Here is a 23,806-nt window from a genome sequence, read left to right as displayed (position 1 = left end):
CGGTTCCTCCAAAAATAGTGGACAGTCGTTAGAAGCGCGAAGATGACGCAAAAAATGCATCCCCGAAGCCGGCGCGGACCGGCGGAATTACAGGTTTCTCCATAAATTCGGCCACACGCGCCAGGCTTTCGTCCCAATCCGGCATCTGCTGGATTTCATTCGCTGCCGTATCACGAATTCCCTGCAAGCGCTGATGATGCTCCAGGGCGAAAATCAACGTCTGGGAAAGGCAAGACGCGGTGGGAGGAGAAAGCAGGCAGTTCTCTCCATCACGCAACAACCACGTGTTGGCTTGGTTGTAATTGGTCACCACCGTCGTCCCGCACGCCATCAACTCGAATGGAAGATACGAGGGGTGCTTGGTCATCATCATGACGAACCCGGCGTGACAGCTCCGATACAGATTTGCGGTTTCCTTGTACGGCAGCATTCCTATGCTTTCCACGACGTCCTGCAAGCCGTATTCGACTGGATTCCAGCCGGTGCCGGCGCACAGTATCTGTACCTGCCCGCCGAATCTGGTCTTGACCCTGCGGAGCGCGGCAGCGGCGAGTTCGAACCCATTGCGAGGCGTTCCCGGACGGGCGTAATAGAACAGGCGCTTCACCGACGCATCGTCGTCCCTCGCCCCGGTGCCGCGGAAAAAGACACTCCGATCGACGTTTGGTTGCAGCAGAACGGCAGAACCGCCGTACTCTTCCTCGTAGATGCGCTTGAGCGTCTGGGTATTGCAGATCCCCAGGAAGCCAAAGCGATAGGTCAGCTCTGCCTGCGCATATGTGCTGCCCGCAGGATAGAACGCCGGCTCGAAGTCCTGCATCATGTAAAACTTCAGCCCGGTATTACGCACACCGAGCAATACATAGGCGGTCGTCCAGAGGGTCGCCACCGAATAATCGGAGGCGGGGATGGACTCAATGGCTTCGCCGGAGTCCAGAATAAGGACCTCGCTATCTGCAAGGGCCGGAAACGCCTTCCCTAGCATCCCTTGCATCTCGGCAGCGCTTGCCGACCCGCATATGAGAAAGCGCTGCCGCATGCCGTAACGCCGTTTCAGACTCTCCGCCAACCGGAGGATAGTCATCACACCGCCGTAAAACGGGTTGTCGAAGCAGGGGAGATACCAAGCGCATACTCTGGCCTTGGGGTCCTTTGCAACACGTTCGGGATGCTGCTGGACTTGGCACAGGTCCTCCAAACGGCAATCTATGATCTGGGCGAGCTGCAGAGCATCGTCGGTATACCCTGCCCAGATGCTACCGGCCTTGGCGCTACCGCCGTTCTTGCCTCTAAGGGCACGGAGTGCCTCACGTATCCTTGTTCTCATCGCTTGAGCCTAAGTGGGTTTACCTGCCCGAATGCCGGGCTGAAATAGGGGTCGGACCAGTATTTTTCGCCGTCGTTGTTCCAGCTCTCGCTCGCGTCTTCCTCGTTCAGATAGACAACTGCAAACGGGTCGAGCAGACCACGGGAAGAGTCGTTAACGGCTGCCACGCAGACTTTCTTTAAAAAATCGACCCCGACCAGGTTTTCGCCCTCGAGTGTCTGCACTGCATCCTTGAACGCGTTGACCTTGAAGGCGATCGCATGCTCGGACGCTGCACGCACATTGCGGTACCACAGCGGGCCGCCGAACCACCCGTACTCATGCGAGTAGCACCCACGAAACATCGGCGCGGAACTTCCATCCTCAGCCATGAGACGACCCGCTTCCAGGACCTTGCCCTGCGGCTCGACTGCAAGCGACCCCACCCAGGCAATCTCGGGATGGTGACTGGTCCAACCGACGAGCTCGTCGACGATTCCTCCCGACAAGCCAATGGCCTTGCCGCCCAGAATCACCAACGAGTCCACGTTCGAATCCACCATATCGGCGATCGCGCGCCAGTCCACCTGATCCGACTGAACCAGTTCCAGGCGTTCGCCGAGCGTAGCCTGGAATGGCAGCAACGCTGGGCCCACCGCCTCCCTATGTACAACGGTCACGCGACGCGCTGCATCGAGACGCGAAGCGCACAGCAGGTTGAGCACATTAGCCGCCTGATCCTGCGTACCGGTCTGAAGCACAAACACATGGACAGAATTGGCTGTCGCGGGCCAAGTGATATGAAACATGCCCGCTTCGGTGCGACGCACGATGGCGGGCAAGCCCTTGCGCTCGAAATAGTTCTTCTGCGTACGCAGCTGACCCATGATGGCGTAGGGCTTGGTCTGCAACCCGGTCGATGTCGAGGTAGGCAGAATGCGCCAGTGATAATGGATCGATGGCACGCGCAGCACCTTGCGTGCCGCGGCAGTCACCTTGAAAAAGATGTCCCAGTCCTGCGCACCATCAGTGTCGGGATTCCACGCACCCACGGCACGTACCACCTCTGTACGCATGAGGTTGAAGTGGGTGAGATAGTTGACCGAATGCAGCATCTCCGGACTCCATGCCGGTTTGAACAGCGCGTTCAACCGGCATTCGCCGCTTTCCGTGATGGAATCCTTGTCCGAGTAGAGAAAATCGGCCTCGGGATGGTTCTGAAGCGCCTTGACCATGTCGAACAGCGCCCAGGGCGTGACCGTGTCGTCATGATCCAGAAGTGCCACGAACTCACCGCTCACGCTTTCCAGCGCGGCATTGGAGTTACGGGAGATTCCGCCGTTTTCCTGCAGGCGCAACAGGCGGTACCGCTTGTCGGTGCAGCGCTGCTCCAGCCACTTCCAGCCATCCTCGTCCTCGGTGTCCGCCCAGGCCAGGCACGCCTCCCAATTACCGTAAGTCTGGGCCTCCATGCTCAGCAGGGTATGCTCCAACACCTGCCGGGGAAGTCGATAGATGGGGACCACGAAACTGATCAGTGGCGCATAGGCAAACGCACCACTGGCTTCGCGCTGCGTGTCCAACTCATCGCTATTTGGCTCGATTGAGTCGATATAGCCTGCGAACTCCTTAGGGAGCGCGCGCGTTGGTGTGCCGGCAGGTCCAACGGGCGACTTCAGGAGTTCACCTTCCAGAGACGTCGGGCGCCCTTTGCTTCTATCGTGGCGAGCGACGGCGCGCTTGATCGCCCCTCCGACTACCCGCCCGATGAGCGAACCTTCCGGCGCCCAGCGCTGACGCGCCCTGTCTATCGCCCTTCCAAGCCGTGCCTCGGTCGTGTTTAGTGTTTCACGCGCACCGTGGAGATCCTGCGCTAGGCTAGCAATCAGTTCGTCGCGATCACGTAGATCACTCATCAGACGCTGCTGTTGTTCGTGCTGCCATGAAGCGGCCTTGCCAGTGCTGTCCTGGTCCTGCCTGGTCTGTTCGATATGACTTTCGAACTCCTCGATCAGGCGGGCACGCTCTGCTTCGGCCACCTGCACATCATGTAAAGATTTTTCCAGTCCAGTACGCATGCTGCTCATGGCGTCCTGAAGCTCGCGCACGGCAGCTTCACCCTGGAACATAGACTCGGCAAGGCGCGCCTCCTGTTCCTGCAACATCTGTTGCTGCGCCTCCTGTGCCTGGGCAATTTCAGAAAGCGCCCGTTCGTGCTCGGACCTGAGGCTTTCCACCTCTTCCCTCAACCTCGCTGCGGACTCGCGCTCCTGCGCAAGCTCCTCGCCGAGTCGCCGCGTCTCGTCCTGCAAACCAGTGGCCCTGACTTCAGCCTCAGCCGACTTTGCGCCGACTTTCTCGACCTCCTTGCGCCACCAGTCACAGTCGTAAGTCAACTGCACACCGCGGCCCAGGGTGGCGAACAGATGAGCAACCACCGCCCCCTGATCAGTATCGAGCTGCGTCAGGGCGCGAACGGGCTCAGGGACATCTTCGCCCACAAGCAGTACGCCAAGTCCATGGGAGTGAGTGAAGGAGAACGAGGGATATTTATCAACCAGTTCGCTCCAGAACCGCCACACCCCGAAGTCGCCCTGGCGCTCTTCAAGGTCATGGAACAGCACTACAGCGCGCCGCGACAGCTTGGGAAACCAAGACTCGTAGTCGTGCTTGACCGCTTCGTATGTGTGAAGCCCATCGATATGGAGCAAGTCGATGCTGCCATCGATGAACTTCTCCACCCCTTCATCAAAAGTGCAACGCAGGAGTTTCGAGAAATCGTTGTACTTAGCATCATGGTAACTGCGCAACTGCTCGTACACGGAGTCGCCATAGTAGGCAGCGTGTTCATCGCCCTGCCAGGTGTCGATGGCGTAGCAACGCGTGCTTATCGCAAGCTCGCTGATCGCCTGACAGAACCCGAGATAGGACGCACCGTGGTGAGTTCCTAACTCAACAAGCAGATTTGGGCGCAACTCCTCCACCAGCCATGCGGCAAAGGGAATGTGGCCGTGCCATGCACTAATGGGGAGCCTAAGCGGCCTAATAGAAGCCGATTTATTGAGCTTGATCATTGAATTCCATTATCCGTGGGTCACGACGGGCTTTTTCGATAAAGGTTGTTATATCTGGGGCGCATAGCAGCGGCACAAACTCTTCCACCAATGCGATCGGCCACTTCCACCACTGGATCTTCATCAGCGCCTCGACCTGATCAGCGGAGAAGCGGCGGCGGACGCACCGCGCCGGATTCCCCACCGCCACACTATATGGCTCGATATCGCGACTGACGACAGCACGGGCGCCGATGATCGCACCATCGCCGACTGTCACTCCCGAGATGATCGTGGCGCCATGCCCGATCCACACATCATTGCCTATCCGGGTAGGTCCGCGGGTAGCGGGATGCCCATCGCGTTCTGCCAGCTCGTGCCCGAAGGCGATGCGCAATGGAAACGTCGTGACCCAGTCCGATCGATGCTCGCCGCCGCCGAAGATAGTTACGTCATCGGCGATGGAACAGAAAGCGCCGATGTCGATGCGTTCGTCGGCAGTCCAAATCCGGAAAGCAGGGGCTCCATAAGTAAAGCGCCCCACACTGATACGCGAATCAGGCGACCTAAGCTCTGGAATGCGGCTCCCGGTCATGCCGTACCTTCCGTCTTCTCGACCGGCCGCAGGCTGACCGAGTCGAAGGGAATGCCTACAAGGCCGTAACGTAGCTTGGTCGATGCCACGCGTATCAACACTGCATCATGTAGCCAATGATGCTGCACGTTGTCCCAGGGATTGCCCTCAGCGATGGAAACGGTCATCGAGTAGTCGCCATCCGGCAATAGGGGTACGGTGAAATCGAAACGCGCCTCTAATGTCTGACCCGCAGCCATCGGATAGGGCTGTTCGACATGCGTGTAGGTATGTTCGCCGAACAATGACTGGCCAAGCCGGTCCTTCACAAAGAAGCCGATGATGATGCCTTCGAGATTGCGCGATGCCGTCGCGCGCACAAGCAATTGGACGTGCTCCCCTCCATGGAAAACCCCCAACGCCCCCCCATCTCGCGAGAGCAGCGTAACCGAGTCAATGTGCGCGGCCTCGGAGGTCCAGCCGTCCGAATTATGGATGTTGGAGAACAGAGTAAGTTCCGTCTCCTTTTCGACCGGCGCCCGGGCAGGCAGAGAGGGTGCCAACGCCACATCCGCACCGGCATCTGCGCGCAAGCTTTTGATCTTTACAACGTCGCCGTAGACCTCCTGCGCGCAGTATTCGATATAGGCCTCCACCACATTCTGCGCGGAGTCATGCAGCCGGACGTGCCCCTTGTCCAGCCAAAGTGCGCGGTCGCAGAAATTGAGCACCGAGCCGGTATCGTGGCTGACGAACAGCAGTGTCCCGCGCTCGCGGAAGGCGCGCAGAAAGCGCATGCATTTCTGCACGAAAACACTGTCACCTACCGCAAGTGCCTCGTCGACGATCAGCACATCGGCGTCCACGTGCGCGATCACGGCAAAGGCCAAACGCACGTACATGCCGCTGGAATAGACCTTGACTGGTTGGTTGACAAAGTCGCCAATGTCCGCGAATGCGAGAATACTTTCGTATCGCTCGTCGATCTCCCCCCTGCTGAGCCCTAGCAGCGCCGCACTCATGTAAACATTTTCACGGCCAGTGAACTCGGGATTGAAGCCTGCTCCCAGTTCCAGTAGCGCAGCTACGCGGCCATTGACCCGAGCAGCACCGACGGTAGGTGTCAGTGTTCCGCAGATAAGCTGAAGCAACGTGGACTTGCCCGCTCCATTACGGCCAACGATGCCTACCGCCTCGCCGCGGCGCACCTGAAAGGAGACGTTCTGCAGAGCCCAGTATTCCTTGTAAAAGGAGGGCACCGTCGTTCTCCCAGCCATCCGCATCAGCCGAGGCACGAAAAATTGTTTCAGGCGGTCTCTTGGCTGATCATAGATGTGATAAAGCTTCGATAGTCCCTCCACTTCGATCACTGCCGGCGCGGCCGCTGTCATATCAGAGGACATCGGCAAACCCCTTGCGTGCCTTCTGGTAGAAATAGAAGGAGCACGTTAGCAGGACGATGGCTACTGCCATATACATGAACCATCCGGAAAGTTGGGGAAGCTCGCCGAAGATCAGCAAGCGACGGGCCTGCTCCACCGGATAGGTGATGGGGCTGAGCTTGATCCACGGCTGAAACCCCTGCGGCAGGCTGGAGGTCGGATAAACGATCGGCGAAAGGAAAAACAGCACAGTCGTGATCATCGCGGTGAGCTGGCCGATGTCGCGCAGGTAGACGCCCGCCGCTGCGAATACGAACGACAGTGCCACGGTGAAGAGAATGAACGGCAGCAATAGAAACGGAAGCAGTATCGCGGCAGCCGGCAGGTAGACGTCGAGCACGAACTGCACCACCAAAAGCACGATCACGCTGATCGACAGGTGGAACAATGCCGAGGCCACGGATACCCACGGCAGCAACTCCAAGGGAAAGACCACCTTCTTCACATAGGAGACGTTGGCCAGGACGAGACTGGGCGCACGACTCAGGCAGTCGGCGAAAAACCCATGCAGCATCAGTCCTACGAAAAGGATAAGAGCGAAATCGGCCTTGGACTCCCCCCCTCCAACGCCCCACCGTACCTTGAAGATGGAAGAAAAAACAAAGGTATAGATGACCAGCATCAGCAGTGGGTTAAAGAACGACCAAGCTACACCCGCCAGCGACCCTCGATAACGTCCTACTATCTCGCGGCGAGCAAGCTGCAGAACCAAGCGCCAATGGCGCCTCAACGAACGTATCATCCCGATCGGAGACCCATCGTCGTGCAGTGTTTCAGTACTCGACATGTGCTCAGCACCCGGCTCTGGAAAAAGAATCACCGGCCGCTAATGCCTGCTCCAAATCCCTGCGCAAATCCCCCAAATCCTCAACCCCCACGCTCAACCGCACCAGCGCATCGCTAATGCCAAGCTGGTCGCGGCGGGCCACCGGGATGGAGGCATGCGTCATGACGGCGGGATGATTGACCAGGCTTTCCACGCCGCCGAGCGATTCGGCCAGGGTGAACAGTTCGGTCTTCTCGCAAAAACGCTTGGCCGCCTCGAAGCCGCCCTTGAGGACGATCGAGACGATGCCGCCGAAGCCGGACATCTGGCGCTGGGCCAGCGCGTGCTGCGGGTGCGAGCCCAGGCCGGGGTAGATCACCTTTTCGATCGCGGGGTGGGTTTCCAGCCATTGCGCCAGCGCCAGGGCGTTCTCGCAATGCGCGCGCATGCGCAGCGGCAGGGTCTTGAGGCCGCGCAGCGCCAGGAAGCTGTCGAACGGCCCTTGCACGCCGCCGATGGAGTTCTGCAGGAACGCCAGTTGCTCGGCCAGTTCGGCGTTGTCGCCGACCACCGCGATGCCGCCGACCATGTCCGAGTGACCGTTGAGGTACTTGGTAGCCGAGTGCACCACGATGTCGGCGCCCAGGCCGAGCGGGCGTTGCAGCATCGGCGAGGCGAAGGTGTTGTCGACCACGATCAGCAGGCCGTGCTTGCGCGCGATCGCGGCGATGGCCGCGATATCGACCAGCTTGAGCATCGGGTTGGTCGGGGTCTCGATCCACACCATCTTGGTGTCGGGGCGGATCGCGGCTTCGAACGCAGCCGCATCGGTCAGGTCGACGAAGCTGAAATCCAGGCCGGCGGTGCGGCGACGCACGCGCTCGAACAGGCGAAAGGTGCCGCCATACAGGTCATCCATCGCCACCACGTGGCTGCCGGCGTCCAGCAGTTCCATCACCGTGGAAGTGGCGGCCATGCCGGAGGCGAACGCGAACGCACGCGTGCCGCCCTCCAGCGACGCGACGCAGCGCTCATAGGCAAAGCGCGTGGGGTTGTGGGTACGCGAGTATTCGAAGCCCTGATGCTCGCCCGGGCTGGACTGCGCATAGGTGGACGTCGCGTAGATCGGCGGCATCACCGCCCCGGTGCTGGGGTCCGGCGACTGCCCTCCATGGATCGCCAGCGTCGCGAGCGAGAGTTCGCGCTCGCCGCCGTGGCTGGATGTGGTGCGATTGGACATGGAGGTTCCCGGAAAAAGTGGCGGATTGTAACAAGCAGGTCTGAATGGCCGGTGCCGCGCGTCGCATCCGGCGCACGGCGTGGCACGATCACTGCACGCGGCGGCGCAGGTAATTGAGCAGGTCGATGCGGGTGATCAGGCCGAGGAACTGGTTGCCGTCCATGACGATGGCGACCTGGCCGCGGTCGAACACCGGCAGCAGCGCCTCGATCGGCGAGGCGACATCCAGGCGATCGAGCTTGCTGACCATGGCGGTGGAGATCGGGTCGCGGAAGCGTGCCTCGTCGCCGTACACATGCAGCAGCACGTCGCTCTCGTCGACGATGCCGACCAGTTCACCGTCATCGATGACCGGCAGCTGCGAGACGTCGTACAGTTTCATGCGCTGGTAGGCGGTGGTCAGCAGGTCCTTCGGCCCGACCACCACGGTGTCGCGCTTGGTGTACGGGCGCAGGATCAGGTCGCGCAGGTCGCCGTGCTGCGGGCGTTCCAGAAAGCCGTTGTCCAGCATCCAGTAGTCGTTGTACATCTTGGACAGGTACTTGTTGCCGGTGTCGCAGACGAACACCAGCACGCGCTTGGGCGTGGTCTGCTCGCGGCAGTACTTCAGCGCAGCGGCCAGCAGGGTGCCGGTGGACGAACCGCCCAGGATGCCCTCCTTGGCCAGCAACTCGCGCGCGGTGTGGAAGCTTTCCGCATCGGTGATCGAATAGGCCTTCTTGACCCGCGAAAAATCGGAGATGTCCGGCAGGAAGTCCTCGCCGATGCCTTCGACCAGCCAGCTGCCGGACTTCTCGCTGACCGTGCCCTCTTCGATGTACTGGGTCAGGATCGAGCCGACCGGGTCGGCCAGCACCAGCTCGGTGTGCGGCGAGGCGGTGGCGAAGGCACGCGACAGGCCGGTCATGGTGCCGGAGCTGCCACAGCCGAACACGATCGCGTCCAGATCGCCGTCCATCTGCGCCAGGATCTCCGGGCCGGTGCCGAATTCGTGCGCAGCCGGGTTATCCGGATTGCTGAACTGGTTGATGAAGTAGGCTCCCGGGGTCTCGGCGGCGATCCTGGCGGCCAGGTCCTGGTAGTACTCCGGGTGGCCCTTGGCCACGTCCGAACGGGTCAGCACCACCTGGGCGCCCATGGCCTTGAGGTTGAAGATCTTCTCGCGGCTCATCTTGTCCGGCACCACCAGGATCAACCGGTAGCCTTTCTGCTGGGCGACCAATGCCAGACCCAGGCCGGTGTTGCCGGCGGTGCCTTCGACCAGCGTGGCGCCGGGCTTCAGATCGCCGCGCTGTTCGGCCGCGTCGATCATCGACAACCCGATGCGGTCCTTGATCGATCCACCGGGGTTGGCCGCCTCCAGCTTGAGGAACAGCTCGCAGACGCCGGTGTCCAGGTGCTGTGCCTTGACGATCGGCGTGTTGCCGATCAGTTCGAGTACGGAGGAATGGATCGCCATCGGAATATCGTCACTGCGTCGCGCGGGGCTTGGCCGCCCATTATCCGACGAACGGCTGGGGAATGCTCATTCAGACTGGGACCGATCGCGTCGGCCCGTGAACGAGCGGGCTCGACGAGCGCTGCAGCGACGCCCAACGGCCTGGCTGCACGGCCGTCAGGCGGGCGTTGGCGCGCTTTTGCCAACCGCGCGACCGCAGGTGCGCAATGAAAGACGCGGACGGTGGCAAGCCGACGAGGAGGCCGCCACCGCCCGCGACGGTGAACTTGTTCTAACGGTGGGGAAGGATCAGTGAGTGAGCTGGTCGTACATCCGGGTGAGCTTTTCTTTCGCCTGCAACTTCTCGCGTTTCATCTGGCCCAAGGTCACGTCGTCGATGGGGAGCACCCCGAGTTCGGCATCCATGCATTTCTTGTTCAAGAGCTTGTGGCGTTGGTACAGCTGCTTGAACTCGGGATCGGACTTGACCAATGCGTCGATTTCGGTCTGCGGTTGCCCTTCGAACATGGCGTTACCTCCTTCACTTAAAACAAGAACGCCCCGGCCGCGGGCGGCACGGGGCGCTGCTTGGGGATGGAAGACGTGCGGATCACAATGGCAAGCGCACTGGCGGAACCAACAAGCTGTCCACCGAACTGCGTTGATGCGTGCCCTTGCGTCACTGGCCCGGCCCTCCGTACTTCCAGGCAGCGGAGTGCTGCCCGGGAGTACGACCCTACGCCGGTCGCGGAGGGGGTTCAAGGCCAGAACGGCTGCTTTTGCCGTTCCCTGCCTCAATCAGTGACCGCGGTTCAACCAGGCGTCATGCCTGGGTTAAAAGACCTTAACTTCCAACCACTTGCATTACGGCAAGACAACCACCTCGGCAGCGCGCGTCTTGCTGGCGGCGGCCTTGCTGCCATTGACCTGCAGCCGTGCACTGGCGACGCCGGCAGCCACCAACGCGTCGCGTACCGCTTCGGCCCGCTTCTTGGCCGTGGCGGCATCGCTGTCGTAGCCGACGATGCTGACCCGGCCTTTCTTGCCGATGTTCAGATACTCGGCCAGCGCCTTGGCCTGCCCTGCGGCATCGCCGGACAGCACAGACTTGCCACCAAACGCGCCAGTGCCGAGAGAAAACACTTCGCCGCGGCTGTCGAACTTGGCGGACGGTAACTTGGCCCCGGCCACCAGCTCGGCTTCCTCGTGCGCCAGTTGCACCGCTTTTTGCTGGGCGGCATTGAGCTTGGCGGTCTGTTTGCCGGCCACGCTGGTCAGCGCCAGCTCGGCGTCCTGGCGGGCCAGGGTCTCCTGTTCGGCGGCCTGACGCATGCGCTCGGCCTCTTCGGCCTGGATCTGCGTCTGCACACGTAGACGCTCGGCTTCCTGGCGCGCGCGCGCGGCGTCACGGCGGCTGGCCTCGATCAGCAGGTCGTTGCGGGTGCCTTCCAGTCGATCCAGCTCGCGCCGCGCCAACGCGGTGCGGGCGGTGAGCTCGGCGATTTCGACCCGGCGGTCGGCCAGGAACACCAGTTCGTCGCGGTCGCGACGCTTGGCCTCGGCCAGCGCCGCCACGCTCTGCTGCGCCTGCAGCCGCTCGAAGCGGGCCAGGTCATTGGTCTGCGGGTCGTTCTGCAACATGGCCAAGCGCCGGTTGAGCGCGTCGGCCTGCGGGTCGTCCTTGGCAGCCAGCGCCAGCGGCGGCAGGGTGGCCAGGCACAGCACACCGAGATAGAGAAGCGGGCGCAGTTTCATCGGCCGGCCTCCCCGGTGTTGAGGCTGTTCTGCAGTTGCGCCACTTCCTTGCGCCGCTGCTCCAGCTGGGCGGTGACCACTGCCTCTTCGCTGCGGGCCTTGGCCAGATCGGCGTCGGCCGCTGCGCGCAAGGCGAGCTGCGGCACCTGCTTGCGCTGGCGCTTGTCCAGTTGAGCCTGCTGGGCCTGCATCAGTTCCTGGCGGGCCAGGTTGACCAGATCAGGGGCGTACTGGTCAGCATCGGCCTGGGTGGCGCGTTGCACGGCCTGTTCGGCGGCGGTGAGCTCCGGTGCCACCTGGGCGGCAGCAGGAGAGGAAAGAACCATGAAACAGGCGATGCCATACAGGGATCGCCGCAAGTATGCGAAGCTAGCCGTCATTAGGGGAGCCGTAGCGAGAAGTCTTGAGCACGGCCATTGTCGGAAGCCTGCGGCGGACTTGCAACGAGACGCTGCTGTTTGTTGGGGAACCATTGCGCATGGATATCGGCTACTTCCTGAAGCTGATGACCGAAAAGAATGCCTCGGACATGTTCTTGACCACCGGCGCACCGGTGTACATCAAGATCGAAGGCAAGCTCTACCCGCTCGGCAATACGGGGTTGCCGCCGGGAATGGTCAAGAAAATCGCTTATTCACTGATGGACGAAGGCCAGGTACCGCAGTTCGAGCGCGAGCTGGAGCTCAACATGGCCATTGCCCTGTCCGACGCCGGACGCTTCCGCGTGAACGTGTTCAAGCAGCGCGGCGAGGTGGGCATGGTGATCCGCGCCATCCGCAGCCGGATTCCCAGCATCGAAGAGCTCAACCTGCCGCAGGTGCTCAAGGACGTCATCATGACCCCGCGCGGGCTGGTGCTGGTGGTCGGCTCGACCGGCTCGGGCAAGTCGACCTCGCTGGCCTCGATGATCGACCACCGCAACAGCACCACCACCGGGCACATCCTCACCATCGAGGACCCGATCGAATATCTGCACAAGCACAAGATGTCGATCGTGAACCAGCGCGAGGTGGGCCTGGACACGCACGCCTTCCAGAGCGCGCTGAAGAACGCGATGCGCGAGGCGCCGGACGTGATCCTGATCGGCGAGATCCTGGATGCCGAGACCATGGAGGCGGCGATCGCCTTTGCCGAGACCGGCCACCTGTGCCTGGCGACGCTGCACTCCAACAATGCCGACCAGACCATCGAGCGCATCCTCAACTTCTTCCCCGAGAGCGCGCACAAGAACGTGCTGATGAACCTGGCGCTGAACCTGCGCGCCGTGGTGTCGCTGCGCCTGGTCAAGGGCGTGGACGGACGCCGCCGGCCGGCGACCGAAGTGCTGCTCAACACGCCGATGATCCGCGACCTGCTGCGCCGCGGCCAGGTGCACGAGGTCAAGCAGGCAATGGAAGAGTCGCTGGAAGAAGGCGTGCAGACCTTCGACCAATGCCTGTTCCGCATGGTCAAATCCGGCGAGATCGAGCAGGAGGAAGCGCTGCGCGCGGCCGACTCGCGCGATGGCCTGGCGTTGAAGTTCCGCCTGTCCGAAGGCGGCTCCGGCGAGCACGACCCGTATGCGGATTACGAAACGGCAGCGGCGCCGAAGATCAGCCACGGGTTTGTTTAGAGCGACCAACAAAATTTAGCGTGCGGCCGCCGGGCGGTGAGCGCAGTGGTTTTGTAGGCCGCATTTTGGTGGATGCAGCCAGAAGCCCAGCTCAAACGCTGAGTGGGTCGAGGGCGCGGTGCCCTCACCGCTCGCGGGACACGCCGTAAACCCGTCCCTGGGGACCGTGTGGCGGCATCCATGCCGCCACACGGTCCCGCAATCGGCGAGGACACCGCACCAAAGAGTTAATCGGTAGCTTTTTTGAAAGCCTGCAGATTGATCGCCTCGCCTCGCGTTGCGAAGCTGATCCGACGCTGCGTTATTGAAAAAACGCACATCCTGCCTTGTTTGCAACCCTGCACACCGACCATCTCGACTGGTCCTTGCCCGCTCACCGTCGCGGGACCTTACGTTGCATGGATGCCGCGTAAGAGCTTACAAGGACGTACTTGCAGCGTGTCCCGCGATGGTGGGCGGGCAAGGGCCCTGCAGCGCGGCCGCAGATCAGCGACCTGCAGTAGACCGGCGTGAGCGTCAGGGTCCGCACGCGCGTCGATGGCTTGGCGTGCCCTCTAGCATTGCGGGAGGCTGCCGAAGGGCAGATGCGGTCGGCAACTCCCCGCTTCTACACTGCCGCGTCAGCCTGCATTTCCGGCCGCGCGGCGTCGAATGCCGGCACTGCCAGGCAGGCCTGTTCGATGCGTTGCAGGATGGGATACGCCGTCAGATCGACGTTGAAACGGCGCGCGTTGTAGAGCTGCGGAATCAGCACGCAATCGGCCAGGCCCGGCCTGTCCCCGTGGCAGAACTCGCCCGTCTGCGCGTCGTTGGCCAACTGTGCTTCCAGTGCGGAGAATCCGCGCTGCATCCAGTGACGCGTCCATTGCTGGCGCTGCGCGGCATCCAGCTGCCATTCGCGCTCGAAAAACTGGGTGACGCGCAGGTTGTTGAGCGGGTGCACGTCGCAGGCGATCACCTGCGCCAGGGCACGTACGCGGGCGCGCGCGGCCGGTGTGGCGGGGAGCAGCTGCGTACTGTCCGCAAACGCGTCTTCCAGATATTCCAGGATCGCCAGCGACTGCGGAATCACCACCGCGCCATGCCGCAACGTGGGCACCAGTTCCTGCGGGTTAAGCTGCGCATAGGCCGGTGCATGCTGCTCGCCGCCGTCGCGCAGCAGATGCACCGGATGCGCGAGGTAGGCCAGCGCCTTCAGGTGCAGGCCGATGCGCACGCGATACGCGGCGCTGGAGCGCCAGTACGAGAACAGTTCCAGTGGCGCGCTCATGCCCGGCCTCGCGTGCGGTGTTGTGCGGGCGCCCTTGCCGATGTCATGGCAGCGGCTGACGTTCGACGCGCTGTTCGATCGCACCGAAGATGCTGGCGCCATCGGCAGCGAACATCTCGATCCGCACCACGTCGCCGAAGGACAGGAACGGCGTACTTGGCGTGCCGTCGCGCAGGGTTTCCACCACGCGCTGTTCGGCAAAGCACGAGGCGCCCAGCGTGGTGTCCTGGTTGGCGATGGTGCCGGAGCCGACGATGGCACCGGCCGAGAGCGGCCGGGTCCTGGCGGCGTGGGCGATCAGCTGGGCGAAGTCGAACTGCATGTCGTCACCGGCTTCCGGCGCGCCGAACCAGGCGCCATTGACGTGGGTGACCAGCGGCAGATGCACCTTGTTGTCGCGCCATGCCTGGCCCAACTCATCCACGGTGACGAACACCGGCGACAGCGCCGAGCGCGGCTTGGATTGCACGAAGCCGAAGCCCTTGGCGAGCTCGGCCGGGATCAGATTGCGCAGCGACACGTCGTTGACCAGGCCGACCAGCTGGATATGCTCGGCGGCCTGCTCGGGCGAGGCCCCCATCGGCACATCGTCGGTGATCACCACCAGTTCGGCTTCCAGATCGATGCCGTGGTCTTCGCTGATCACCTTGATCGCATCGCGCGGGCCGTAGAACCCAGCGCTGGTGGCCTGGTACATCAGCGGGTCGGTGTAGAAGCTCTCCGGCACCTCGGCATTGCGAGCGCGGCGCACGCGCTCTACATGGGGCAGGTAGGCGCTGCCGTCGACGAACTCGTAGGCACGCGGCAGCGGCGCGGCCAGCGCCTGCAGATCCAGATCGAACACGCCATCGGCACTGCCCTCGTTGAGCGAGGCCGACAAGGCATTCAGGCGCGGCGCGAGATTGCTCCAGTCTTCCAGCGCGCGCTGCAGCGTCGGCGCGATGCCGGTGGCGCGGACCGCGGTGCGCAGGTCGCGCGCGACCACGATCAGGCAGCCATCGCGGCCGCCTTCCTTCAGGGAACCTAGCTTCATGACCGTCCTGTGCTGTGGCTGATCGGTCGATTGTACGGCCTGCCGCACTAGTGGTTGCAACTGAAACAACTGACCCGCAGCCCAACCGATCCACTCGCCTTTTGTGCAGCGCGCCAAACGCGCGTACACTGGCCCGGTCTGCATGCGGCCGTCCGTTTCCCTTAGGGACAGCCGGCGAGGCCAGGATCGATCGATCCGCTCGCCCGCCCCACCCGACGTCTTTCGTGGTGCCGACAAACCCATCGCTCCTTAGATTGGGTTGTTCCACCATCTCGCAGCGCGGTTCACGGGAACGCTCCGAGCCTCACTTTTTTGCATCTGCAATGCGTTTGCGCTCCGGGCCTGTCCTGGCGGCGACGCTTTACTTGGAGCTTTCCGATGTCTTTTGAATCCCTGGGCCTGGCGCCCTTCCTGCTGCGCGCGTTGGCCGAGCAGGGCTACGAAACCCCCACCGCGATCCAGCAGCAGGCGATCCCGCTGGTGTTGGCAGGGCATGACCTGCTGGCCGGCGCACAGACCGGTACCGGCAAGACCGCTGCGTTCGGCCTGCCGCTGCTGCAGCACCTGGGCACCTCGCCGCAGCCGGTCAACGGCCCGCGCAAGCCGCGCGCGCTGATCCTGACCCCCACCCGCGAACTGGCCACCCAGGTGCACGACAGCCTGCGCGGCTATAGCAAGTACCTGCGCATCCCGAGCGCGGTGATCTATGGCGGCGTGGGCATGGGCAACCAGCTCGACACGCTGCGTCGCGGCGTGGACCTGCTGATCGCCTGCCCGGGCCGGCTGATCGACCATATCGAGCGTCGCAGCGTGGACCTGTCCGGCATCGAAGTGCTGATCCTGGACGAAGCCGATCGCATGCTCGACATGGGCTTCTTGCCGTCGATCAAGCGCATCCTGACCAAGCTGCCGCGCCAGGACCGTCAGACCCTGCTGTTCTCGGCGACGTTCGAGGAGAACATCAAGCAGCTTGCGCTGGAGTTCATGCGCAACCCGATGCAGATCCAGGTCACCCCGAGCAACACCGTGGCCGAGAGCATCACCCACCGCGTGCACCCGGTCGATGGCGCACGCAAGCGCGATCTGCTGCTGCACCTGCTGGCGCAGGACAGCCGCGAGCAGACCCTGGTGTTCGCACGCACCAAGCACGGCAGCGACAAGCTGGCGCTGTTCCTGGAGAAGTCCGGCATCAAGACCGCGGCGATCCACGGCAACAAGAGCCAGGGTCAGCGCATGCGCGCGCTGAGCGACTTCAAGGCCGGCCGCGTGACCGTGCTGGTGGCCACCGATATCGCCGCGCGCGGCATCGACATCGACCAGTTGCCCAAGGTCATCAACTACGATCTGCCGATGGTGGCCGAGGATTACGTGCACCGCATCGGCCGCACCGGCCGTAACGGTTCCACCGGCGAGGCGATCTCGCTGGTGGCGCAGGACGAAGCCAAGCTGCTGCGCCAGATCGTGCGCATGCTCGGCCGCGACGTGGAAATCCGCGACGTGCCAGGCTACGAGCCGCAGACCCCGATCCGTTGGGGCAACAGCGCGCCGGGTCGTGCCGAGCAGCCGGGTGGCGATCGCGCCCCGCGCAAGAGCCACGCCCGTCGTCCGCATGGCGATGCACCGCGTCAGGCGCATGCGCATGCCGGCCCGAAGAAGCCGGGTGGCCAGCGCAGCGGTGGTCCGCGTCAGGCCGGGGTTGCCGCCGGTGCCGGTGCAGGCCGTCGCGATGGTGGCCGTGGCGGTCAGCGTCCGGGCGGCACGCGCTGACGCCAGGGCGCCAGTGCGACCGGCGCCCAGCTCTGCGTTGAACTGAAAAAAAGCCGCCTTTCGGGGCGGCTTTTTTGTGGGCGCTGCACAGGCGATGCGGACGATGTGGTGCAAACGCGACTGCGCGTCAACCTTCGACGCAATCCGTCACGCCCCTAGCCTTCGATCAACGCGGTATTGCGATCGATCGCCTCGCGATACCGGTCCAGCACCGCGGCGGTCTGCACGATGTAGGCGCTCAGATCCTCCCAACGCCGGTCTTCCAGCGCTTCGCGGATGCCGGGCAAGGTCTTGACCTCGTATCCGGTGGCCAGACCCGGTGCATAGATCAGGTTCCGGTACCACGGCCGTCCCGGCAGACCGCCTTTGGCCAGCAGGGTCTGATCGATGCGCTGCAGCGAGGCATTGAGCTTGCCGCGCACGCGTGCATCCAATGCGCCGCCGCGCGATGCCAGTGCATCGTCATAGCGTCTGGCGCTGGTTTGCAGGCGGCTAATGGCCTGATCCAGTGCGGCGAAGTCGACCTGCGGCACCGCGGCTTTCGGCTCGGGCGCACGTTGCGGTCGGTTCGGGTTGTCGACGGCCGCATAGGCACCGGCCTGCAACAACTCGGCCTGGGTGCGGGCGGCAGTGCGGTCACTGTCGGCCTGCTGCTTGAGCTCCTGCGCGTAGCCGGCCACCGCGTCGGCGAAATCGCCGAAGCGTTGCGGCAACACTGGCGCGTTGGCGACGCGCAGCACCGTGCGGCCGACCGTCTGCGACAACAGCGGCAGATAGCTGAAGTCCGGGTCGATGTAGCGCGCGAAATAATCGTAGGAGTCATACAGCGAGTGATAGACACCGCTGCCGCCGCCCTGCCCGCCATAGCCCAGATCCAGCGTGGTCAGCCCCAGATGCTGCAGGAACGGGCTGTAGTCGCTGCCCGAGCCGAGCGCCTTGAGCGGCACGTCGCCGCCGGATGCGACCTGCTTGGCGATGTCTTTTTGCGCCGGCTTGGCGGTGGGCGCCAGCGCATCGATACGGGCACGGGCGCGTTGCCGTTCGAGCACGCTCACGCCGCTGTCGGGGTCGCGCAGATCCGCCGCCACGCCGTTGACCAGGCGTTGCAACGCATGGCTGCCGCCGGCATTGAGAAAGCCGCGCCCGTTGCCGTCGGTGTTGACGTACAGCACCGCCTTGCGGCGCAGTTCGTCGGCATGCTGTTCGGCCCATTCGGTGGAGCCGAGCAGGCCGGCCTCCTCGCCGTCCCAACTGGCATAGACGAGCGTGCGCTTGGGGCGCTGCCCCTGCCTGGCCAGTTCGCCGATCGCCTTGGCTTCGGCCAGCAAGGCGGTGGTCCCCGACAGCGGATCGGCCGCACCGAACACCCAGCCGTCGCGGTGATTGCCGCGCACCACCCACTGGTCCGGAGACTCGCTGCCACGCAGGATGGCGATGACGTTGTAGATGGTCTTGCTGCCCCACTCCGCATCCACCTTGAGATGCACGCGCGCGGTGTCGTCGCCGCCGATGCGGTAGGTGATCGGCAGCGCGCCGCGCCAGTCCTCCGGTGCCACCGGCCCGCCCAGCGCGGCCAGCAAGGGTTGCGCGTCGCCCCAACTGATCGGCAGGGTCGGAATCTTCAACACGCTGCCGGCCTGGTCGACCTTCAGGCGTTTGGCGCCCTTGCTGGCGCCGACGCCCGGCGTCAGCGGATCGCCGGGATAGATCGCGAAGTTGGCGACCGAGCCGCGTTGCACGCTCCACTGATTACGCGCCGGGCCATCCGGATATGCCCGATCCTGAAAATAACCGTCGTCGCGCGGATCGGAATAGATGATCGCGCCGATGGCGCCATGCTCCTGCGCCAGCCGCGGCTTGAGCCCGCGCCAGCCCTTGCCGTAGCGGGCGATGACGATCTTGCCGCGCACATCCACGCCGTTGCGCGCCAGCGCTTCATAGTCTTCGGCGATGCCGTAATTGACGTAAACCAGATCGCCGGTGACATCGCCGTGGCCGCCGTAGATCACATACGGCGGCAGAACGTTTTCGGTCTGGGTGGAGGTGCTATCGCCCGGCAACGGCGGCTCCTTCAGACGCGCGACATACGGCTTGGCCCCGAGCAACTCCAGCTGCGAGCTCCTGGGCGAGGGCCACAGCACCTCGAAGGTTTCGATGCGCGCGTCCCACCCATAGCCGCGCAGGCGGCTTTGCAGATCGCGGGCATTTTCCAGGTTGTGCGGCGCGCCGACATGGTTCGGCGCCGACGCCCATTGCTTCAACCAGCCGCGATAATCGGCGTCCTTCAGGCCGCTATCGAAACGCGCTTCCAGCGCGCGTTGCGCCTGTGCGGCAGCGGCGTCGTAACCCGGCAGCGCGGCGGGTTGGGCCGCAGGTTGGGCGGCAAGGGAAGGTGCGACAAAGGCCAGGGCGAGCAGCCAGGCATGCTGCGAAGACGTCATCGGAGTTCCTTGAAGAGTGTCCGGGGGCGAACAGCGATTGGGTTGAGACAGCACGCTGGAGCACGCACGCACCATCGCACAAGCGTGCATGGGCCGTGCGTATGCCGATCAGAAGCGATAGTCCAGGCCAACGGTGAAGTAGCGCCCGCGCAGGTCGTACTGGGTGAAGTCGTAAGGCGCACGAATGCCCGGAAACGAGGCATCGACCGGCGGCTGCTTGTCGGCCAGGTTCTCGATCTTGGCGTACAGGGTGAGCTTGTCGATCCCGCTGTAACCCAGATACAGGTCGAACTGGTTGTAGTCGCCCACGCGCGACTGCACGGCACTGGCCGCCGTGCTGGCCTTCTGGTCGTAGCCGCCGGTGTAGTACCAGGTCAGTGCGGCGCTGACGGTGCCCAGGTTCCAGTCCAGCGTGGTGGTCGCCTTGTTGCGTGGCAACGACGGGCCGAGATTGCTGCCGGCGTAATCCTGCAACGGGCCACCGACCACGGTGGGACGGCGGTAATCGCGCACATGGGTGTAGGCGGTATTGAGGCCGAAGTTGCCGGCCGCTTCGGTGCGCCAGCGCTGGCGCAGTTCCACATCGATCCCCGAGGTCGTCAGCTCGCTGAGGTTCTGGTAGCGGTTGTACACCGCCACCAGCGTGCCGCGCTCGTTGCGGATGACGTCGGCCGGGTCGTTGGTCTGCACGATGGTGGCGTTGTTGCCGGTGCCGACCAGATTCTCCAGTTCGATCTTGTACCAGTCCACGCTCAGGCTGGTGTCGGCCCACGGCGACAGCACCACGCCCAGGTTGTAGCTGCGCGTGCGCTCGGGTTCGAGCGCGGTGTTGCCGACGGTGAAGAAGGTCGGGTTCTGGCGCGAGCCCGGCACGTCCGGATCGAACGGGTCGACCACCGAGCCGTAGGAAATATTCGTGCTGGCCGCATTCTCCGACAACGACGGTGCGCGGAAGCCGCGCGAGGCGGCCGCGCGCACCAGCACGGCGTCCAGCGGTTGCCAGCGCAGGCTGGCCTTGGGCGAAAACGCCTCGCCGAAATCGCTGTAGTGATCGCCGCGCCCGGCCAGCTGCAGTTCCAGCGATCGCAGCAGCGGCAGGTTGACCTCGGCATACAGCGCCGACACCCGGCGCTCGCCATCCACCGCGGCAATTGCGGGGCGGATCTGCAGGCCCTGGTCGATCTGCCAGGGATTGCGCGAGACCAGCTCCTCCTGCCGCCACTCGGCACCGGCAGCGAACCCGACGCTGCCGGCCGGCAGCTCGAACAGGTTGCCGGACACCTTGGCATCGACGCCGCGCAAGGTCGATTGCGCCGGGCGCAGCGTGCTGAGGTTGATGCCGTCGATCACCGACTGCGGCGTGGCGGACGGGTTGAGCAGGTTGTAGCTGCCGTCGGCCAGCGCCTGCGCCAGCGTGAAGCGGTTGGCGAAACCGCCGGACACGGTCTCGTGCTCGGTGCTGCGTGCGGCGAACGCAGCCGCCTCCCAGTCCCAGCGCTCGCTCTTGCCGCGCACGCCGCCGAGAAAACGGTAGGACTGCGAGCGATTGGTTTTGACCGTCTGGCCTAGGTCGAAGAAGGTGTATTCGATCGGCACCGCAGTGCCGTACGGGTTGTACGGGCTGGAGGCCGGCAACAGGTTGGACACCGGCTCGGCCAGCCCGCTGGTGGCATTCAAGGCGAAGCGGCCGCCTTCCAGGGTGAAGTACGGGCTGGAGCCGAAGATCGACACGCCCTTGACCTCGCTGTAGAGCGCCTCGCCGAAGGCTTCGACGGTGTCGCTGAGCCGGAAGGTGGCGTTGGTGTAGGCCTGATAGCGCTTGGTCGAGGGAATCAGCGTAGTGAATGGAGCCTGGTTGAAGCCGCAGGTATCGCCGGCCAGGCCGTCGATCGGCGCGCTGGCGGTGAGCACCGTACCCGCGGGGCAATTGCCTTGCGCATCCAGCATCGGCACCGAGCGACCGCCGACCAGATAACGCGCGCCCTTGGCCGACCAGCCGTTCCAGCGCCCGCCGGGCAGGTCGGTGTAGATGCCCGAACGGGTCAGCTCGCGCTGATCCTGATCCAGCCGGTCGCGGTTATAGGCGTCGAAACTGAAAAGGATGTTGTAGCCGTCGCGGTCCAGGTCGCCGATGCCGCCGATGAACTTGGCGCGCTGGGTGTCCATGCCGCCCTGATCGGAGGTACCGCCGCTCAGGCCCAGCTCGGCGCCCTGGAAATCCTGGCGGGTGATGATGTTGACCACCCCGGCCACCGCGTCGGAGCCGTATACGGCAGAGGCGCCGTCCTTGAGCACTTCGATGCGTTCCACCGCCACCAGCGGCAATGCGTTGAGGTTGACGAAGGTGTCGCCCAGGCCATTGGCGGGAAAGCCGTAGTTGGCCAGGCGGCGTCCGTTGAGCAGCACCAGGGTGTTCTTCTGCGACAGCCCGCGCAGGCCGATGCCTGCCGAGCCGGATGCCCAGCCGTTGTTGGTGGTTTCGTTGGTGGCGTTGCCGGTGTTGGCCGAGATCGAGCGCAGCGCGTCGGCCACGGTGACCTTGCCGGACTGCTCCAGCTGCTGGCGGTCGATCACCTGCACCGGGTTCGGGCCTTCGCTGTCGGTGCGCTTGATGTTGGAACCGGTGACGCTGACGGTGGCCAGGGTCTTGCCCGTGTCGGGTGTCGCGTCGTCGGCATGGGCAAGGGGAATCAGCGCCGACAGAACGGCAGCAGACAGCAGATAAGGCATCGGGCGCTTCACGCACGGCATCCATGAATGGGGGTTTTGCAGTGGGCCATGCGCGATCGATTAACAAAAATTACAGATTTGCATAGAGATATGACGCGCCATGACACACGCCGCTGGCCGGACGCGGTAGGACGCGGTAGGACGCGCATCGGAAAGCGTGCGGCCGGGCGGCGCTCCTGCGCGACGCGGCCGGGCGTGCCGTGGTGCCACGCGAGGGCCCAGATGCGCCGTGCCGCCGCGACCGGTCAGCCCGGCAGGCATCGGCGCACTTACAATGTCGCGCATGGATATCTTCAAAGTCTTTACGCTCGAAGCCGCGCATCGGCTTCCCAATGTGCCGCCCGGCCACAAGTGCGCCCGCCTGCACGGGCATTCGTTCCGGGTCGAGCTGCATGTCAGCGGCGAACCCGGCGCGCAGACCGGCTGGATCATGGATTTCGGCGACATCAAGGCCGCCTTCCAACCGATCTACGATCGCCTGGACCACCACTACCTCAACGATATCGAGGGACTGGAAAACCCGACCAGCGAGCGGCTGGCGATCTGGATCTGGAACCAGCTCAAGCCGGCGCTGCCGCAGCTGAGCGAGATCGTGGTGCACGAAACCTGCACCTCCGGCTGCCGCTATCGCGGCTGATCGCGCAGCGCAGTCATGTGACGCAAGGCCGCCGCCAGGGCGGCTTTGCCATTTCTGCAGCATGGACAATGGATTGATTTCAAAAGGCTTTGCAGACGCTTTTGGAAACTTTCAGCAAACGTGTTGCATCGCAGCAATATCCGCGTATGCTGCAACGCAACAACGGTCACAGCCTTCCCCAAGGGGTTCGCAATGTCGGCGCAGTTCGAAAACGGCTTCAACAGCTTCGCTTCCGCAGCGGCACGCGCCAACCAGTTGGCGATGGAACACGCGGAAAACGCGTTTGGCCTGCAGCTGAAGACGCTCGAACGCAACGTCAGTGCGACCACCAGCTTCTTCGGTGAATTTGCCCAGGCCCGCGACCTGGGCGCCTACCAGACGCTCTGGCCGAAGGGGTTGCAACTGGCCCGCGACAACCTGGAACGTCTGGCCTCGGTGAATCACGAAATGGTCGGACTGGGATTGAAGGCATCCGATGCGCTCGGCCAACTGGCCAAGCAGCAGTTCGAGGCCAACAACGAGCAGGCCGCCAAAGGCAGGACCCGGCGCACGTAACCGCCAACAAAAAATTCAGCGTCTTTGCATGGGTCCCTCCCCCCATGCAATCCGGCCCGACAGATCCCTCCCTCTGTCGGGCTTTTTTATTGTCTGGGCATTGCGCGTGCTGCCAATTCGACAGGCGGTATGGCGGCGCTGCGCAGGCATGCCATGGAAACACCGGGACGCAGTGCGAGTGCCGCAC

Annotated in this window: 18 protein-coding genes; 4 read left to right on the top strand and 14 right to left on the bottom strand. The window is 63.7% G+C overall.

The window, feature by feature from the left end; all coding sequences use genetic code 11:
- Positions 1–28: 28 nt before the first annotated feature.
- The 10 genes from FHT09_RS01430 to FHT09_RS01385 all read right to left on the bottom strand — a co-directional run bounded on the left by FHT09_RS01430 (position 29) and on the right by FHT09_RS01385 (position 11,954).
- Positions 29–1,327 (bottom strand): glycosyltransferase family 4 protein, encoded by a 1,299-nt coding sequence (locus FHT09_RS01430; RefSeq protein WP_104605913.1) that lies wholly within the window; start codon positions 1,325–1,327, stop codon positions 29–31.
- Positions 1,324–4,380: a class I SAM-dependent methyltransferase gene (locus FHT09_RS01425; RefSeq protein ID WP_104605914.1), complete on the bottom strand. Its 3,057-nt coding sequence runs from the start codon at positions 4,378–4,380 to the stop codon at positions 1,324–1,326. The genes FHT09_RS01430 and FHT09_RS01425 overlap by 4 nt, the downstream gene beginning before the upstream one ends.
- Positions 4,364–4,954 carry a CatB-related O-acetyltransferase gene (locus FHT09_RS01420; protein WP_104605915.1) on the bottom strand — a complete coding sequence of 197 codons (591 nt, stop codon included), beginning with the start codon at positions 4,952–4,954 and terminating at the stop codon, positions 4,364–4,366. The genes FHT09_RS01425 and FHT09_RS01420 overlap by 17 nt, the downstream gene beginning before the upstream one ends.
- Complete coding sequence (locus tag FHT09_RS01415) at positions 4,951–6,336, bottom strand: ABC transporter ATP-binding protein (protein ID WP_104605916.1); 1,386 nt, start codon at positions 6,334–6,336, stop codon at positions 4,951–4,953. Before FHT09_RS01415 ends, FHT09_RS01420 begins: the two co-directional genes overlap by 4 nt.
- Complete coding sequence (locus FHT09_RS01410; RefSeq protein ID WP_260283648.1) at positions 6,326–7,117, bottom strand: ABC transporter permease; 792 nt, start codon at positions 7,115–7,117, stop codon at positions 6,326–6,328. Before FHT09_RS01410 ends, FHT09_RS01415 begins: the two co-directional genes overlap by 11 nt.
- A 49-nt stretch (positions 7,118–7,166) precedes the next feature.
- Entirely contained in the window at positions 7,167–8,381 is a 1,215-nt protein-coding gene (locus FHT09_RS01405; protein WP_104605918.1) for a cystathionine gamma-synthase, read from the bottom strand.
- 88 nt (positions 8,382–8,469) lie between these two features.
- Positions 8,470–9,840 (bottom strand): pyridoxal-phosphate dependent enzyme, encoded by a 1,371-nt coding sequence (locus FHT09_RS01400; RefSeq protein WP_104605919.1) that lies wholly within the window; start codon positions 9,838–9,840, stop codon positions 8,470–8,472.
- A 288-nt stretch (positions 9,841–10,128) separates the two neighbouring features.
- The gene (locus tag FHT09_RS01395) at positions 10,129–10,347 is read right to left on the bottom strand and encodes a YdcH family protein (protein WP_002814034.1); all 219 of its coding nucleotides are present in this window, start codon (positions 10,345–10,347) and stop codon (positions 10,129–10,131) included.
- A gap of 336 nt (positions 10,348–10,683) precedes the next feature.
- Complete coding sequence (locus FHT09_RS01390) at positions 10,684–11,574, bottom strand: hypothetical protein (RefSeq protein WP_104605920.1); 891 nt, start codon at positions 11,572–11,574, stop codon at positions 10,684–10,686.
- Positions 11,571–11,954, bottom strand: coding sequence for a DUF4398 domain-containing protein (locus tag FHT09_RS01385; RefSeq protein ID WP_104605921.1), 384 nt, complete (start codon positions 11,952–11,954; stop codon positions 11,571–11,573). Before FHT09_RS01385 ends, FHT09_RS01390 begins: the two co-directional genes overlap by 4 nt.
- A 98-nt stretch (positions 11,955–12,052) precedes the next feature.
- Between FHT09_RS01385 and FHT09_RS01380 the strand changes: the two genes are divergently transcribed.
- Positions 12,053–13,186, top strand: a complete 1,134-nt coding sequence (locus FHT09_RS01380; protein ID WP_104605922.1) for a PilT/PilU family type 4a pilus ATPase — start codon at positions 12,053–12,055, stop codon at positions 13,184–13,186.
- Positions 13,187–13,793: 607 nt separating this feature from the next.
- Here FHT09_RS01380 and maiA read toward each other — a convergent pair.
- A complete protein-coding gene (maiA, locus tag FHT09_RS01375) occupies positions 13,794–14,456 on the bottom strand; it encodes a maleylacetoacetate isomerase (RefSeq protein WP_104605923.1) in 663 nt (220 codons plus the stop codon).
- A gap of 43 nt (positions 14,457–14,499) precedes the next feature.
- A complete protein-coding gene (locus tag FHT09_RS01370; protein ID WP_181141295.1) occupies positions 14,500–15,558 on the bottom strand; it encodes a fumarylacetoacetate hydrolase family protein in 1,059 nt (352 codons plus the stop codon).
- A gap of 309 nt (positions 15,559–15,867) precedes the next feature.
- Here FHT09_RS01370 and FHT09_RS01365 point away from each other — a divergent pair, with 309 nt between their 5' ends.
- Positions 15,868–17,256, top strand: a complete 1,389-nt coding sequence (locus FHT09_RS01365; protein WP_104536350.1) for a DEAD/DEAH box helicase — start codon at positions 15,868–15,870, stop codon at positions 17,254–17,256.
- Positions 17,257–17,411: 155 nt separating this feature from the next.
- On the opposite strand, the gene FHT09_RS01360 is transcribed toward FHT09_RS01365, so the two are convergent.
- Together FHT09_RS01360 and FHT09_RS01355 are read right to left on the bottom strand one after the other, a co-directional pair.
- Positions 17,412–19,697, bottom strand: a complete 2,286-nt coding sequence (locus tag FHT09_RS01360; RefSeq protein WP_104605925.1) for a transferrin receptor-like dimerization domain-containing protein — start codon at positions 19,695–19,697, stop codon at positions 17,412–17,414.
- Between the two features lie 108 nt (positions 19,698–19,805).
- Positions 19,806–22,427: a TonB-dependent receptor gene (locus FHT09_RS01355; protein ID WP_181141293.1), complete on the bottom strand. Its 2,622-nt coding sequence runs from the start codon at positions 22,425–22,427 to the stop codon at positions 19,806–19,808.
- A gap of 283 nt (positions 22,428–22,710) precedes the next feature.
- On the opposite strand from FHT09_RS01355, the gene queD reads away from it, so the two are divergent.
- Both queD and FHT09_RS01345 read left to right on the top strand, forming a co-directional pair.
- Positions 22,711–23,064: a 6-carboxytetrahydropterin synthase QueD gene (gene queD / locus FHT09_RS01350; RefSeq protein WP_016900974.1), complete on the top strand. Its 354-nt coding sequence runs from the start codon at positions 22,711–22,713 to the stop codon at positions 23,062–23,064.
- Between the two features lie 192 nt (positions 23,065–23,256).
- Positions 23,257–23,619 carry a phasin family protein gene (locus tag FHT09_RS01345; protein ID WP_104605927.1) on the top strand — a complete coding sequence of 121 codons (363 nt, stop codon included), beginning with the start codon at positions 23,257–23,259 and terminating at the stop codon, positions 23,617–23,619.
- Positions 23,620–23,806 lie beyond the last annotated feature (187 nt).

The organism is Xanthomonas sp. CFBP 8152 (assembly GCF_014199025.1).
Classification (GTDB): Bacteria; Pseudomonadota; Gammaproteobacteria; order Xanthomonadales; family Xanthomonadaceae; genus Xanthomonas; species Xanthomonas arboricola_B.
Note: the sequence above shows the minus strand (reverse complement) of the source record. Positions and strands in the feature narration are given on the sequence as shown.

Bases quoted from the DNA above. Each gene is read 5' to 3' on its own strand.
- FHT09_RS01430 (WP_104605913.1), bottom strand. From the start codon at position 1,327: ATGAGAACAAGGATACGTGAGGCACTCCGTGCCCTTAGAGGCAAGAAC.
- FHT09_RS01425 (WP_104605914.1), bottom strand. From the start codon at position 4,380: ATGATCAAGCTCAATAAATCGGCTTCTATTAGGCCGCTTAGGCTCCCC.
- FHT09_RS01420 (WP_104605915.1), bottom strand. From the start codon at position 4,954: ATGACCGGGAGCCGCATTCCAGAGCTTAGGTCGCCTGATTCGCGTATC.
- FHT09_RS01415 (WP_104605916.1), bottom strand. From the start codon at position 6,336: ATGTCCTCTGATATGACAGCGGCCGCGCCGGCAGTGATCGAAGTGGAG.
- FHT09_RS01410 (WP_260283648.1), bottom strand. From the start codon at position 7,117: ATGATACGTTCGTTGAGGCGCCATTGGCGCTTGGTTCTGCAGCTTGCT.
- FHT09_RS01405 (WP_104605918.1), bottom strand. From the start codon at position 8,381: ATGTCCAATCGCACCACATCCAGCCACGGCGGCGAGCGCGAACTCTCG.
- FHT09_RS01400 (WP_104605919.1), bottom strand. From the start codon at position 9,840: ATGGCGATCCATTCCTCCGTACTCGAACTGATCGGCAACACGCCGATC.
- FHT09_RS01395 (WP_002814034.1), bottom strand. From the start codon at position 10,347: ATGTTCGAAGGGCAACCGCAGACCGAAATCGACGCATTGGTCAAGTCC.
- FHT09_RS01390 (WP_104605920.1), bottom strand. From the start codon at position 11,574: ATGAAACTGCGCCCGCTTCTCTATCTCGGTGTGCTGTGCCTGGCCACC.
- FHT09_RS01385 (WP_104605921.1), bottom strand. From the start codon at position 11,954: ATGACGGCTAGCTTCGCATACTTGCGGCGATCCCTGTATGGCATCGCC.
- FHT09_RS01380 (WP_104605922.1), top strand. From the start codon at position 12,053: ATGGATATCGGCTACTTCCTGAAGCTGATGACCGAAAAGAATGCCTCG.
- maiA (WP_104605923.1), bottom strand. From the start codon at position 14,456: ATGAGCGCGCCACTGGAACTGTTCTCGTACTGGCGCTCCAGCGCCGCG.
- FHT09_RS01365 (WP_104536350.1), top strand. From the start codon at position 15,868: ATGTCTTTTGAATCCCTGGGCCTGGCGCCCTTCCTGCTGCGCGCGTTG.
- FHT09_RS01360 (WP_104605925.1), bottom strand. From the start codon at position 19,697: ATGACGTCTTCGCAGCATGCCTGGCTGCTCGCCCTGGCCTTTGTCGCA.
- FHT09_RS01355 (WP_181141293.1), bottom strand. From the start codon at position 22,427: ATGCCTTATCTGCTGTCTGCTGCCGTTCTGTCGGCGCTGATTCCCCTT.
- queD (WP_016900974.1), top strand. From the start codon at position 22,711: ATGGATATCTTCAAAGTCTTTACGCTCGAAGCCGCGCATCGGCTTCCC.
- FHT09_RS01345 (WP_104605927.1), top strand. From the start codon at position 23,257: ATGTCGGCGCAGTTCGAAAACGGCTTCAACAGCTTCGCTTCCGCAGCG.